At 45.5% G+C, this 14,377-nt stretch carries 14 protein-coding genes and 1 pseudogene; 6 read left to right on the forward strand and 9 right to left on the reverse strand.

Annotated elements, in window-relative coordinates:
• Nucleotides 1-128 precede the first annotated feature (128 nt).
• Nucleotides 129-1,049, forward strand: coding sequence for an RluA family pseudouridine synthase (locus JJQ88_RS05520; protein ID WP_210364731.1), 921 nt, complete (start codon nt 129-131; stop codon nt 1,047-1,049).
• Between the two features lie 314 nt (nt 1,050-1,363).
• On the opposite strand, the gene JJQ88_RS05525 is transcribed toward JJQ88_RS05520, so the two are convergent.
• From JJQ88_RS05525 to JJQ88_RS05535, 3 genes are all read right to left on the reverse strand, one after another.
• Nucleotides 1,364-1,621 (reverse strand): GlsB/YeaQ/YmgE family stress response membrane protein, encoded by a 258-nt coding sequence (locus tag JJQ88_RS05525; RefSeq protein WP_210364732.1) that lies wholly within the window; start codon nt 1,619-1,621, stop codon nt 1,364-1,366.
• A 383-nt stretch (nt 1,622-2,004) separates the two neighbouring features.
• Nucleotides 2,005-2,619, reverse strand: a complete 615-nt coding sequence (gene wrbA, locus JJQ88_RS05530; RefSeq protein ID WP_210364733.1) for an NAD(P)H:quinone oxidoreductase — start codon at nt 2,617-2,619, stop codon at nt 2,005-2,007.
• Nucleotides 2,620-2,868: 249 nt separating this feature from the next.
• Complete coding sequence (locus JJQ88_RS05535) at nt 2,869-3,651, reverse strand: aldo/keto reductase (protein ID WP_282597666.1); 783 nt, start codon at nt 3,649-3,651, stop codon at nt 2,869-2,871.
• 431 nt (nt 3,652-4,082) lie between these two features.
• On the opposite strand from JJQ88_RS05535, the gene JJQ88_RS05540 reads away from it, so the two are divergent.
• Nucleotides 4,083-4,700, forward strand: coding sequence for a DUF47 domain-containing protein (locus JJQ88_RS05540; protein ID WP_210364735.1), 618 nt, complete (start codon nt 4,083-4,085; stop codon nt 4,698-4,700).
• Nucleotides 4,701-4,712: 12 nt separating this feature from the next.
• Complete coding sequence (locus JJQ88_RS05545) at nt 4,713-5,711, forward strand: inorganic phosphate transporter (RefSeq protein WP_210364736.1); 999 nt, start codon at nt 4,713-4,715, stop codon at nt 5,709-5,711.
• 41 nt (nt 5,712-5,752) lie between these two features.
• Here JJQ88_RS05545 and JJQ88_RS05550 read toward each other — a convergent pair whose 3' ends face one another.
• Nucleotides 5,753-6,136: a DUF302 domain-containing protein gene (locus tag JJQ88_RS05550; RefSeq protein ID WP_210364737.1), complete on the reverse strand. Its 384-nt coding sequence runs from the start codon at nt 6,134-6,136 to the stop codon at nt 5,753-5,755.
• 247 nt (nt 6,137-6,383) lie between these two features.
• A complete protein-coding gene (locus JJQ88_RS05555) occupies nt 6,384-6,563 on the reverse strand; it encodes an H-type small acid-soluble spore protein (RefSeq protein WP_210364738.1) in 180 nt (59 codons plus the stop codon).
• A 128-nt stretch (nt 6,564-6,691) separates the two neighbouring features.
• Here JJQ88_RS05555 and JJQ88_RS05560 point away from each other — a divergent pair, with 128 nt between their 5' ends.
• The 3 genes from JJQ88_RS05560 (at nt 6,692) to JJQ88_RS05570 (ending at nt 10,616) form a co-directional block, all read left to right on the forward strand.
• Entirely contained in the window at nt 6,692-8,566 is a 1,875-nt protein-coding gene (locus tag JJQ88_RS05560) for a dihydroorotate dehydrogenase (RefSeq protein ID WP_210364739.1), read from the forward strand.
• Nucleotides 8,567-8,661: 95 nt separating this feature from the next.
• A complete protein-coding gene (locus JJQ88_RS05565) occupies nt 8,662-9,963 on the forward strand; it encodes an NCS2 family permease (protein WP_210364740.1) in 1,302 nt (433 codons plus the stop codon).
• 86 nt (nt 9,964-10,049) lie between these two features.
• Nucleotides 10,050-10,616 (forward strand): YitT family protein, encoded by a 567-nt coding sequence (locus JJQ88_RS05570; RefSeq protein WP_210364741.1) that lies wholly within the window; start codon nt 10,050-10,052, stop codon nt 10,614-10,616.
• Nucleotides 10,617-10,713: 97 nt separating this feature from the next.
• Here the strand turns inward: JJQ88_RS05570 and JJQ88_RS05575 are convergent, their stop codons facing one another.
• From JJQ88_RS05575 to ytvI, 4 genes and pseudogenes are all read right to left on the reverse strand, one after another.
• Nucleotides 10,714-12,102: an L-cystine transporter gene (locus JJQ88_RS05575; RefSeq protein ID WP_210364742.1), complete on the reverse strand. Its 1,389-nt coding sequence runs from the start codon at nt 12,100-12,102 to the stop codon at nt 10,714-10,716.
• Between the two features lie 504 nt (nt 12,103-12,606).
• Nucleotides 12,607-12,831 (reverse strand): annotated as a pseudogene (locus tag JJQ88_RS21805) (glutaredoxin family protein); the annotation flags it as partial.
• 138 nt (nt 12,832-12,969) lie between these two features.
• Nucleotides 12,970-13,113, reverse strand: coding sequence for an ATP-binding protein (locus tag JJQ88_RS21450; protein WP_210364743.1), 144 nt, complete (start codon nt 13,111-13,113; stop codon nt 12,970-12,972).
• Between the two features lie 219 nt (nt 13,114-13,332).
• The gene (gene ytvI / locus JJQ88_RS05590) at nt 13,333-14,364 is read right to left on the reverse strand and encodes a sporulation integral membrane protein YtvI (RefSeq protein WP_210364744.1); all 1,032 of its coding nucleotides are present in this window, start codon (nt 14,362-14,364) and stop codon (nt 13,333-13,335) included.
• Nucleotides 14,365-14,377 lie beyond the last annotated feature (13 nt).

The following is a 14,377-nucleotide window of genomic DNA, read 5'->3' on the forward strand; positions in this document are numbered from 1 at the left end:
TATACCTAAAGAATAACATATCAGTTGCTGGCAAAAGAGTGGTAATTATGCCCATAGAAAGAACCAAAATGATTGCGCCACCCAGGCAATATCTTTCACATCATAACTATACATAACAGGAGACGATTATGATTCAAACTTCAAAAAAAGGGGATTGGTTTGAACTGACCATCCCGGAAGAATGGCAACATTACACACTCGAAACCCTTTTCAGGGACTGGTGGAAGGCACCGAGAAAGCTTGTCCATCTTTACCGCATGGACAAACTCGTTTTATTGAACAGCAAAATCCCTGATTGGACCGTGCCATTGGCCAAAGGCGATAAGCTGAGAATAAAGTTTTTTGCAGAAGAGCCGTACGATGTTATTCCTGAATACCGGGAAATTGGCGTACTTTACGAAGATGAACACCTGATCGTATTCAATAAGCCTGCCGGGATGGATACCCATCCAAATCAAGCAGGACAAACCGGCACCCTGGAAAACGTAGCTGCCTTTCATTTGCAGGCAAACGGTGAATTGACCCGTCCCCGACACATTCATAGGCTTGACCGCGATACGACAGGTGCAGTGCTTTTTGCCAAGCATGCATTCATGGCAGCGATCCTCGATAAAATGCTTGAGGAGCGCAGCATCAACCGAACATATCTGGCATTGACGGACGGAATCATAAAGCAGAAAAAAGGGACAATTAATCAACCGATTGGACGGGATCGCCATCATCCGACTAGAAGGCGGGTTTCAGAAACAGGCCAGAGCGCATCCACTCATTTTAAGGTGATCGAGCGGCTTAGGCAGAAGGAGCTGACGCTTATTGCATGCACGCTCGATACTGGAAGAACCCATCAAATCCGTGTGCATTTAAGCTATCTTGGCCACCCGCTTGCTGGAGATAACCTTTATGGAGGGAGCAGTCTTTTCCACAGGCAAGCGCTTCATGCCGTGAAGCTTGAATTTGTCCATCCTTTCACCGGGGAGAAAATCAACTGCCATGCGCCCTTCCTTGATGAGCCGCCAATTTTCAAAGGGATTGATCCATTCACGATTTAAGAGAGATATTTCAGTGGCTATCTTTTTCATGCCTTAGAAAAGAAGGAAAGGTGAAAGGAGCCTAAGACTGGAGCCATATAAAATCAGTAGGAAATCAACATCGTCGATTTCCCGCTTCATGAGGGGGCAGCTGTGCAGCTTTTATCGCTTCGCCACTGCTTCTAAAGGGAATGGAAAAGCTGGCAATATAACCTTTCCCTACAACTGTGAGATTTTGAACTTTAGTCTGGGTCGGCAGGAAAAAAACAGATGCAAAATGAAAGGCGAATAACAAAGACGAAAAAAAATCCTTCCGATCGGAAGGATTTTTCTTATTAATCAGCTTTACGCATGCTGCGCATAATCAAGCTTACAATGAAGACTAGCGCGATAGCACCAATCAAGGCTGGGATGATCGCAAAGTCTGCGACAATCGGACCCCAATCTCCGAGGATTGCTTGTCCAATCCAGGCACCAACAAAACCTGCAATGATGTTTCCAATGACTCCGCCAGGAATGTCTCGGCCTAGGATTAAGCCTGCCAACCAACCAATAATTCCTCCGATAATTAATGACCATAAGAATGCTAACATAGTGTACTTCCTCCTTAGAGTTCGAAATTTAAAATCAAGTAGTTAGAAGTGCTAAGGGATCAACACCCTATTCAAGAGTTCAACTGCAGTGATTTTTTTAGATTAAGCATCGCTGAATCCCGGGATTATCTTTCAGCTAGCTTTAATCTTAAGTTACCTCTTAATCGATGTTTTTAAACCCTTATTTTTGCAGAATGCCAAGCGATGGAAATTTGTTGGAGGTCCATTGGCCCTCACCGTATGTCCCGCTTGTACACCTACAATACCACCTTCTTGAAAAGTTAAAACATCCTCGGAAACCAGGAATTTCAACTCTTGGTTTTAATGTATCCAGTTTTCAAAATTAAAAACGGACTGAATAAAACTTCAGTCCGGAAATTGTGTTAATTGTTCAATCCTTGTTTTATCCATCCAGCAACCTGGATGGTACGGGCAGCCTGATGCTTGACTGCTGCTTCTGCATCCTCTGCCATCTTGCCCTCCTGCCCTACGGTCACTGAAGTTCCATATGGGTTTCCTCCGGCTGCGAAAATCGACTGATCCGTATAGCCTGGCGCAGCAATAATCGCCCCCCAGTGCATCATTGACGTATACAGATGGTTGATGGTCATTTCCTGTCCTCCATGAGAGTTGCTGGCTGAAGACATCGCGCTGACGACCTTGTTTGCCAATTTCCCTTTGGACCACAGCCCTCCTGTTGTATCAAGGAACTGCTTCATCTGTGCAGGCAGATTGCCAAAACGGGTCGGAACACTGAAAATAATCGCATCTGCCCACTCCAGGTCATCAAGGGAAACGACTGGTACGTCCTTCGTTTCTTCCATGTGTTTTTTCCATGCAGGATTAGAATCAATCGCGGTTTGGGGTGCCAGCTCCTCAACCTTCCTAAGCTTCACCTCAGCTCCAGCATCTTTTCCAGCTTGCTCCGCCATTCTTGCCAGCCTGTAATTCGTTCCTGTCGAACTGTAATAGATGATTGCAAGGTTCACATTTGCCATGTCATCGCCTCCGTTTTTGTTGTAATCATTTCTTGTCTCATCAATGCAAAAATCTTGAAATCGAGATACCAAAAACAAAAAAATACACCTGTTATCTGGTGCTATCTTTCCGGGTAAAGGCTAAAATTCCTTAGCATCACCACTCTCCTGCATTGGTTAGCGGACCAGAATCCTTTATGGAATTCTGCAGGAGGAAGTGTGTAATCCACACGGCTCCCTCCTACCATTATTTTAGCCAAACCAGCCCTTTTAAAACTCAAAATGATCCGGATCCGCTCCAAAACGTTGATTTCTGTTAAGTCCGTTCATCTCTTCCATTTCCTCGGTATTCAATTCAAAATTGAAAATATCGGCGTTTTCTTTTAGCCTTTCTGGCGTGACAGACTTCGGGATTGCGATTATCGCATTTTGAAGATGCCATCTTAAAATCACTTGCGCGGGTGTCTTTCCATGCCTGGAGGCAATCATCCTTAAGACCGGCTCGTCGAAAAACCTGCCTCTTGATAGTGGGGACCAGGCTTCCACTTGAATACTTTTCTCGCGGCAGTAGTCCCTTAAGGGTTCTTGAGACAGCAATGGATGCAGTTCTACCTGATTGACTGCAGGCTTCTCACTGCTATTGTTCAGCAAATCATCGAGGTGGTGTTCTTTGAAATTGCTGACCCCAATCGCTCTTACCCTGCCTTCTTTATAAAGCTTCTCCAGAGCGCGCCATGTACCTAAGTATTTTCCTTTTACAGGCCAATGAATCAAATAGAGGTCGATGTAATCAAGGCCAAGCTTCCTCATGCTCTCGTCAAAAGCCTTCAAGGTTGTTTCCTCTCCCTGATCGCTATTCCATACCTTTGTCGTTACGAATATTTCCTCCCGCGGAATCCCGCTTTCCTTGATTGCTTTGCCAACCCCCTCTTCATTCTCATAAAATGAGGCGGTATCAATCAGCCGATAACCAAGCTTGAGGGCAGTTTTCACGGTCTCGGTCACCTGGTCGCCTTCCTCCACTTTATAGACACCAAGCCCGAAGACAGGCATTTTCACACCATTGCCCAATGTCACGGTATCAAATATAGATGCTGCCAACTCCATCACTCCTTTTCCTTCATTTTATCCAGTTTTACGGGCACAAACAAATTAAAAGCGGCCATCTCTGCGGCCGCCAATTTATATGAACGGCATGAAGCCGGCATTTTCTCCTGTAGATTCCAAAGTTCCCGGCAAAAATTTGTCCTAAACCGCGTGATGGGCATTATTTCAAATAAGGGTCTGTCATCCGAAAGAGGTTTTCAACCCATCGAAAAAAGGAAAGAAATACTATCTTCCCGATCGAATGTAAATTTAGAAAGATGTTATTTGTTAAAAATTTATTATTTTTGTAAAAACATGCTTCTTATTTCGACAACTTTCGGCTAAAATTAATTTCGCCTATAAAATATTGCAGTTTGGATAAAAGTGGGGGTTTTAAAATGGTTTTCAGGAAAAAGGACAAGTTCGCTGTTTTACTTACGGATATTTCTATCAACTTGAAGGAAAGCAGTGAGTATTTCGCAGATTATAAGCTGAATAATGTTAGCGATCTGAAAATCTTTACCGAGAAAATGAAGGATATGGAAACAAAAGGAGACTCTTTGATACATGAAGTTATCATGGAGCTTAACAATGCCTTCATCACACCGATTGAAAGGGAAGATATCCTCGCGCTTTCCATGTCCATGGATGATGTCCTCGATGGCATGGAGCAGTGCGCAAATTTATTCGATGTTTATTCCATCGTGAAAGCCGATGACTTTATGCTGCAATTTGTCGCAGCAATCAAGAGTGCCTCATTTGAAATCGAACAGGCGGTCCAGCTGCTTACGACGAAAAAATTGCCGAAAATCAGGGAACACGCTATCAGGATCAAGGATTTGGAATCTAAATGTGATGGCGTCCTCCGCCAATCAATCAAGCATTTATTTTCTGTTGAAAAGGACCCGATCCGTATTATCCAGTACAAGGAAATTTATGAAGCACTTGAGGAAATCGCGGACAGCTGCCAGGATGTTGCCAACACGCTTGAGAGCATTGTCATGAAAAATGCGTAAGGAGTTTTACAAATGGATACATTACTCATCTTAACGTTTTTGATTGTCATCGGCGCACTGGCGTTTGACTTCATTAACGGTTTCCATGATACGGCCAACGCAATCGCAACATCCGTATCGACAAAAGCATTGAAACCTCGTCATGCCATTATGCTGGCTGCAGTAATGAATTTTGTTGGCGCCATGACTTTTACGGGTGTGGCAAAGACCATCACAAAGGATATCGTCGACCCTTTCACGCTCGAAAATGGCTCTCTCGTCATTCTCGCTGCATTGATCGCCGCGATATTCTGGAACCTGCTGACATGGTATTATGGAATCCCAAGCAGCTCTTCCCATGCCATCATCGGTTCGATAGCTGGAGCCGCGATTGCGGCTGCAGGAGTAAATGCATTGAATTACAGCGGATTCTTGAAAATTATCGAGGCGCTGATTATTTCACCGCTCCTTGCATTCACGGTTGGTTACATTGTCTACAGCATCTTCAAGGTCGTTTTCAGGAATCATAACCTTGCGAAAACCAATAAGAATTTCCGCCTATTCCAAATCGGGACAGCTGCATTGCAGGCGTTCACCCATGGAACGAATGATGCACAAAAGGCAATGGGAATCATCACGATGGCGTTGATCGCCAATAACTTCCATTCAACTGATGAAATTCCTTTCTGGGTCCAGTTCTCCTGCGCGCTTTCCATGGGCCTCGGAACGTCGGTCGGCGGCTGGAAAATCATCAAGACAGTTGGCGGGAATATCATGAAAATCCGTCCTGTCAATGGAGTAGCCGCTGACCTTACGGGTGCGATGATCATCTTCGGGGCAACGTTCATTCATCTGCCTGTAAGTACGACCCACGTAATTTCATCTTCGATCCTTGGGGTAGGCAGTGCCCATCGTATAAAGGGTGTCAAATGGACAACAGCCCAGCGGATGATTATCACCTGGGTCATCACTTTACCCATTTCGGCACTAGTGGCAAGCATTGCTTATTTCATTTTGAACGCTTTTTTTTAAAAAACGAAAAAAAACCCGGGAAATTCCCGGGTTTTCATGTTTTACTTCAGCTTGTCAATGCTTCCAATCAACCTTTTTTCAATATCTCCTGCAATGGATTGCAACTCCTGGTTATCAACATTTTTGATCAGTTCCGTCGGTCTGGCCATTCCAATCTTGGTTGTACCATTGTCAGAATAAACGACGATTTTACACGGAAGGAAATAGCTTACCAGCGGATTTTTTTCAAGGACGCGTTTCGCTTCATGCGGGTTGCATACCTCAAGGATTATATAATCCCCATCAAGCTCGACACCTTTTCCTGCCAGTGTCTCCTTCATATTCAGGGACCAAAGGACACCGAACTTTTCTTCCTTAAGGCTGGCTTCCAGTGCTGATGCCGCTTCATTCAATGGTTTGTTCACTTCAATAGTATAATGGAACATACTAATCTCCCCTTTCCTTATTATGAATACCACTCCAACCTACCAAAGAAACCTCTGGAGGTATTTATCCTCATAGTGCCATATTACAGTCCGGCTGTACACAGAAATGCTCCAGGCAAAACTCCTGATTGAAACTATTTGTTTAGTTTCACATGGCGGTTGGGTTCATATTGGAAATTGCGTTCCCTGAATCCCCTTCCAAAAGAAAAACCGCCGTCATCCCTGCATGGCGGTCCAACTGAAGCCATCATCTTTCCTCCAGTTCGGAAATCTCTACGATCGTCCTTTCTTCCAATGGCCCCCTAAGATGGACTGTAGCCGTCCTGCCATCCTCATTCAGCTTATCGATCCACACCTCTGCCCCGTTATACACCACGTCGATATCTGCCGGAGATGAAAGTATTTGTTTGATTCGCTTAACATCCATTTTGCCGTTCCCTCCACAATCATTTTTCCCATTTATCTTCTCAAGAAAAGATCCTTTTTATTCGAGTTGTTTGTCCAGAAGGAAATTTTTTACGTTAAAATAAAGGAAAACGATTCAGGAGGGATTGTATGCCCGATTGGTCTTATCATCCATTATTCAAGCCATGGTTGTCCCATTTGCCAGGAAATAAAGGACGTGAATTCATCCATAGAGGAATGTCGGCGATATCCAGGCTTCCTGGCGGGATGCATTTCATTGAATTCCTTGGCCATATGGCCCCCTCTGATAGACTTACAAAACGATTATTCTCTCTGACTTTCAGCAGCCCTGTAGGATTAAGCGGCAAGATAGACCCGCTGTTATCCGGGATAGACGCTTTTCCTCACTTGGGATTCGGCTTGATTGAAGTAGGGCCGGTAACCACCTTGCCTTCGAGGCCTGACTTTGCAGCTAGGTATTCAGCTAACGATCACGCCATTTTGTACCCAATCACCCCCGAATCAATCGGACTCGAGATGACAGTTAAAAAGTTGGCAAGATTTCGGAATCACCATGCCAGGACGATGATCAGACTTGGCGGAGAAGACGCAACGCTTTTATCAGCTGCAAAAGCTCTAGCTGACAGCGGAGATTTATTCGCGGTAGAAATTAGCCAAATTCATTCAAATGAACACTTGCTGGCTTTAAAAAACGAAATAGGGCCAAAACCATTGCTGGTGGCGATAAAAGCTTCTGAAACAAGATCCTGTCTTGAACGGTTACAATCGTTCGGAAAAGTCATTAGCGGCTTTGTCATTGAGGAAGACGCCCTTCCAGAAGGAAAGGCAATGAGCGTCCCTTTAAAGCAGGCAGATACGATGGTGACTGCCATACAATTGATCCGGGCACTTTCTCTTCCAGTAATTGCGTCCGGTGGGGTAGAGGAGCCCGAAGATGCCCTTGCCTTCTTTGAAGCGGGTGCCGATCTTGTATTGCTGTCAGGCGGATATGTCGCTTCAGGGCCTGGCCTCCCGAAAAGAATCAATGAAGCATTGCTTGATCGAATGGTGGATCAGAACCGAAGGACAGAGGCGTCTATTGGAAAGGGCAAATACTTCAAGGGCTGGATTTGGTACTGGCTTTTTGGTCTATCCATCCTTATTGGAGGCGTTGCCGCTCTTGTCTTCAGCCTGACAAAAGTCATCTTGTTTTACGATGAGGACTTCTTGCAAATGTCAAGACTGGAACTTATAGCATTTAGTCCCAGCCTATATAAGTTCATGTCCCATGATCGGATGACGCTTGCCGGCACGATGGTTTCGGGTGGTTTTGTCTATATGCAGCTGGCCCGGCATGGCGTGCGCCACGGCATCCACTGGGCGAGGAAAGCCATCAATATTGCCGGCACTCTCGGATTTCTTGGTATCTCGCTTTTCCTAGGTTATGGCTACTTCGACTGGCTTCACGGGGTATTTTGGCTTATTTTGTTTCCGCTTTTTTTATTGGGCTGGCGGTCTACAGTGGATGCAGACCAATCACCGGAATCCGCAAACAGGAAAAACCATCCAGCATGGAAGAAGGCTAATTATGGCCAGCTGGCTTTTGTGCTATTAGGATGTGCGTTTGTCGCAGGGGGGGCAGCAATTTCGGTAATCGGAGCCACAAGCGTTTTTGTCGATACCGACCTTCAATACATTTGTATGACACCAGACCAGCTCACTCAGTTTAATGAAATGCTGATTCCGGTCATCGCCCATGACCGCGCAGGGTTTGGCAGCGCCCTTTTCAGTGTTGGTCTTTTAGTTTTGATGCTCGCTCTCTGGGGATTTCATGAAGGAGATTCATGGGTATGGAATACCTTCCTATTCGGCGGCATGCCTGCTTTTTTCACAGGAATTTACACACATTATTATATTGGTTATACTGATTTCATCCATTTGCTCCCAGCTTACATTGCCATCATTCTTTACATAATAGGCTTATTTTTTTCCAGGGATTTTCTGAGGAAGAGAATTGAAGGCTAATGAATCATTTTTTCTTGTTTTCCACTTGTATTCTAACCTAAAAACGAATATTATTGTTAATGTGTTTAAAAATCGTTCGTTTTTTGGAGGAACTTATGTTTAAATTAAAAGAAAACAGCACGACTGTAAAAACGGAAATGATGGCGGGCATTACAACCTTTTTCACGATGGTATATATTGTCGTCGTAAACCCCATTATCCTTGCAGACGCGGGAGTTCCATTTGAACAAGTCTTTACAGCGACAATCATCGCTTCGGTCATAGGGACACTTTGGATGGGTTTATTCGCGAATTACCCAATTGCTATTGCTCCTGGAATGGGCCTCAATGCTTATTTTGCCTATTCAGTCGTAGGAAACCATCAAAACCTTACATATGAAACAGCTTTTGCCGCCGTGTTCATTGCCGGACTCATCTTTGTCATCCTGTCGCTGACCTCCTTCCGGGAAAAGCTGATTGAAGCGATACCTTCCAATCTTAAACATGGAATCACTGCAGGAATCGGCCTTTTCATCGCATTCATTGGATTACGGCTGACAGGCATCATTACCGATCATCCTACAAACCTTGTTGGTTTAGGAGATTTGCATTCGCCTTCCGCCCTGCTTGCCCTTGCCGGCCTGGCGGTTACCCTTATCCTGATGATGCTGAATATCAATGGCGCTCTATTCCTTGGTATGGTCTTTACCGGTATCATCGCGTTTTTTACTGGCCAATTATCTTTCGAACAGGGTTTCATGTCAATTCCGTCCCTGCCAGAAGGCTTTATCGTCCTTAACCCATGGACAGCTCTGATGGATGTAGTCCAGAACAGTCTGTATGCGGTCGTCTTCTCGTTCATTCTTGTCACGATTTTCGATACGACAGGAACGATGATTGGCGTCGCGCACCAGGCGGGATTAATGAAAGGCGGTTCGATGCCGCGCGCCCGGGAAGCCTTGCTCTCCGATTCGATCGCGACTGCAGCAGGTGCCATGTTCGGGACAAGCCCAACGACTGCCTATATTGAATCTTCATCAGGCGTAGCTGCCGGCGGCCGGACTGGCCTGACTTCTGTTACAGTCGCAGTCCTTTTCATCGCTGCAGCATTCTTTGGACCCCTGGTCAGCGCCGTTTCAGGCCTATCAGCCATCACCGCTCCGGCATTGATCATCGTTGGAAGCCTGATGATGGGAAGCATAGCTGAGATTAAATGGGGAGAGCTCGACGAAGCTTTCCCGGCATTCCTGATCATTCTGAGCATGCCGCTTACATCAAGTATCGCAACAGGTATTGCGCTTGGCTTCATCTCTTATCCTTTACTGAAAGTCGTCAGGGGAAAATGGCGCGAAGTCCCCGTACTGCTTTATATTTTCGCAGTGCTGTTCTTCTACCAGCTTGCCTTCCTCCCCCACTGACTTATTCTTTGAGCCCGTCCTTGGACGGGTTCTTTTTTTGTTTTCCTTTCATAAAAATAAGAAGGACAAAGGCGGGTGAGGTGACGATGTTAGCGAAAATAACAGCTGTCCTGATCGGCAGCCTTCTTTTGGGGATTGGGGTCAACGGCTTCCTGGTCCCTCACCACCTGCTCGATGGAGGAATGATCGGGCTAGGCTTGATTTTACACTATTTCCTGGGCTGGCAGACTGGAATGGCAATCATCATTCTGAGCGCCCCACTCTATTTGCTTGCCTGGTTTATAGAGAGAAAATACTTTTTCCACAGTCTTCATGGGCTACTAGTTTCAAGCCTCTCCATCGATCTGTTCTCATCGTCCAATCAGCATATGGGAGTTGGCATCCTGCCAAGTTCTCTCCTTGGGGGAATTCTTGTCGGTTGCGGGATCGGCCTGATGCTGCGCTATGAAACCAGTACTGGAGGAACGGATTTACTCGCCCAGCTATTCAATAAATTCCTCTCAGTCAATGTCGGCATCCTGATTTTTGCCATAGACGGGCTTGTGGTTATTTCAGGATTAAAAGTGATTGGTTTTGAGAGGTTCGCTTATTCGCTGCTGACGATTACCTGTGTTGGGCTGATGACTTCCTTGTTCGTGATCAAGCGGACGTGAAATCACGCAGAACCGGTAAATTTACAGTGGATTTCAAGTGTAGGCTTCCTTAACTTCCATAAGAAAGGAGGCTGCCCAAGGACAGCCTCCTCATCAATCAGATTTCCGCTTCAATTTTCTGGTTCATATCCGTATAGACGGCAGAATCGATTTCCTTCGTGATGCGGCTCGTCAGGATACCTGATGTCATCGATCCACTGACATTGACCGCTGTACGGCCCATATCAATCAGTGGTTCAATGGAGATCAGCAATCCGGCAAGACCGACTGGAAGATTTAGCGCTGAAAGGACAAGCAGCGCTGCAAATGTCGCTCCCCCTCCTACCCCTGCTACACCGAATGAACTTATCGCAACAATCGCGATCACGGTAGCAATGAAGGAAGGGCTTAGCGGGTCAATGCCGACCGTCGGAGCAATCATGACGGCAAGCATTGCCGGATAAATACCGGCACAGCCATTCTGGCCAATGGAAAGGCCAAACGACCCGGCAAAGTTGGCAATTCCTTCTGGAACACCTAGTGACCTTTGTGTCTGGATATTCAAAGGCAATGCCCCCGCGCTCGTTCTGGAGGTAAATGCGAAAGCCAAAACCGGGAATGCCTTCTTGATGTATGTGACAGGATTCAGTCCGGCTGCACTCAGTAACAGCAAATGGATGAGGAACATAACAGCAAGTGCGACATAGGAAGCGAGGACAAATTTACCAAGCTTCAAGATTGCATCAATATCACTCATCGCCACAGTTTTCGTCATGATTGCCAGCACGCCGTATGGTGTCAGGCGCAAAACCAAGGTAACCACTCTCATGATGACTGCATAGAAAGCATCAACGATTTTCGCAAAAAGCTCAGCTTGTTCTGGTGACTTTCTCCTGACTCCCAAATATGCCAAACCAATGAAAGCTGCAAAAATCACGACCGAAATAGTAGAAGTTGGACGAGCTCCTGTGAAATCCAGGAATGGGTTTGCTGGAAGCAAATCAAGAATCTGCTGTGGCATTGTGCGCCCTTCGATTCCTCCATATGTCTCTTCCAGTTGTTCGGCGCGTGCCTGTTCAGCCTCCCCTTGCGTGATTTGGACGGCTTCAAGGTCGAAACCTACTGCTGTGGCAATCCCTACAGCTGCGGCTATTGCCGTTGTCCCAACAAGCAGGCCGAGAATCAACGTACTTATTTTGCCGATGTTATTCGTCAGCTTCAATTTCGTGAATGCTGTCAGGATCGATATGAATACAAGCGGCATGACAACCATTTGCAGGAACTTCACATAGCCGCTCCCGACAAGGCTGAACCAGTCCCCACTTTTCGTGACGACTTCAGAAGCCGGCCCGTAAATGGATTGCAGGGCAAGCCCGAAGACAATTCCGACCCCCAATGCGATGAACACACGTTTCGAGAAGGATAAATGTTTCTTTTGCAAGTAAAACAGGCTGCCAATAATGACAAGCATGATAGCAATATTCAAACTAACAAGAGCAGTCGTCATCTTTTTTCCCCCTTCATTCTTTCTTGAATCAATATATTACATGTATTCCAATGTGTCAACTAGGAATTAATATTCCTCTCCTCGATAATAAATATATTTTCATCCTATTTTTGGAGACGGCAAAATGTTCCGAACCATTACATAAATTTTTTATACAAACGCTGTTTTCTAAAAGATTGTTGTTTTCAAAACCAATTTTCAGAAAAACAAATCGTTTTCGAAAAGATTGATTGGAACGGAAGACGCGAAGGCTCCTCGAAATTGCTACCGCAATTCCTTCGTGCGTGGGCAAACTCAAAGAAGCTAATTCAATGTCCTGCGGGAGTAACGTGTCAAAGGGAGACCCCACAGGAGCGAAGCCACGAGGAAGCCCCCTGACCGCCCGCGGAAAGCGAAGCCCCTGGAACGGCAATCAACAGCCACTGCCCAAAAGAAAAAAAGACTGTAGACAAAGCCGATTTTCTTTGGCTTTGTCTGCAGTCTAAGCCAATCATTTGATGGCTTTTAGCTTTGAATTCCCTTTACGAGTTCTTCAATTTTTTCCCTGTTCTGTTCAAACCCGATCAGAACCTTTTTTTGCTTCAGGAACAGCAATTTTGTTTGTGTAAAAATAAATGCTGGAACTATGATCGTACCCGTCTCTGCCTTTAACTGCTTTTCCTTTTCAGGCTCTCCCTGGACATTGATCTCCTGATAAGGGGCATTGGTTCGCGAAAGAAACTCCTTCGCATCCTGGCAATCGCTTCACATCGGCCTTGTGTATAAGACAAGCGAACTCTTTGCCATTTCTATGTCCTCCTCTGCTGGATGCTTTTATTGATATTATACCTTTACTGCCACATCGGCATCCAGTTGGATGCGTTCCCGTCAATCAAAACTCCCGGCTTCCGGCAAAGAAATGATGAATTTGCTTCCAACCCCATACTGGGACTCTATTTTTATTTCACCGCTGTCGCACATGCTGATTTCTTTGACAATTGCCAATCCAAGGCCAGTCCCCCTATTGAACACAGATCAGAGTTGTCGATTGCCTCCCTGGGAATGCCCAACCCTTCATCATTGACTTCCATAATGACTTTTCCTTCCTCCATAAACCTTTGCCCGAACTTCCCCACCTTCGGGAGAGTACAGGATTTCGTGGATCGAATTCGTCAGGGCCTGTTTAAGTTATTCCCCGTCATGGACTTAAAAAAGCTGGCCAACGAAAAAAACGGGAATCCCTTTCCCGTTTTATATCTTGAATTTCAATTGAATGATATTGGCTTTTCTCAATGTGTCATAAATAATCACGAGGATCGGACCGACAAAGATTCCTGCGAGGCCCATCAGCTTCAGTCCAATATACATACTGACCAGGGTGGCAAGAGGGGAAATCCCCAGGCTCGTGGAATAGATCTTTGGTTCGATGACACGGCGGACAACTGTTATCACTAAAAACAGGATGATCAAGCCTATTCCGAGGAAGTTATTCCCCTGTAAAATGACTATCACTGCCCATGGAACAAGGACAGAGCCTGTTCCGAGAATCGGCAGGATATCGACAACAACGATCAACAGCGACAGCAATAAGGTGTATTTTACTCCAAGTATGCTTAACCCTGCTGCTGCCATCAGGAAGGTGACGAAGCTAAGGATAACCTGGGCTTTCAGGAATCCCAATCCCGCCTTATTAAGCTGGCTTCCTACCATGAAAACCTTTTGCCTAGTCGTTTCCTTCAGGTGTGACTCAAGCTTCAGCTTCAGCCTTGGCAATTCAAGGCTGAACAGGAAGAGCGCAATCAAATATACAAGCAGTTCAATGAGGAATCCAGGGATTGCTGTCAGCAGATTAATCGTGCTTGCAATCAATTGCTGAAAAAACGAGTCCAATGTATTGATATTTTTTTCGATAGTATCCTCGATTTGCGCAATGACCTCTGGGGGGAAATTTTTTGAGTAAAACTCCCATTTCCTCATCAACGGCAAAATCCCTGTCCGGTAAAAATCCTTAACAAACGTAGGCGTCCTCTGGGAAAGGGAGACGGTCTGATGGGCAATGACTGAAATCAGGTTGTAACCCAAAACAGCGATCAGCAAGACATAGCTAATGAAAACAGACACAACAGCCTGGAACCTTTTCAGTGAAAAACGATTGATGATCCTTTGAACCAAACCTTCAAGCATCACAGCTGTTATAAAAGCAAAAATGAGCGGAAGGCTGTATGGGACAAGGAAAAGTACGACTAATAGGACAGCAGCTGTCCATCCCCATTTTTTCCACATGTATCTCGCTACT

The organism is Bacillus sp. REN3, from assembly GCF_017912555.1.
Lineage (GTDB): Bacteria > Bacillota > Bacilli > Bacillales > Cytobacillaceae > Mesobacillus.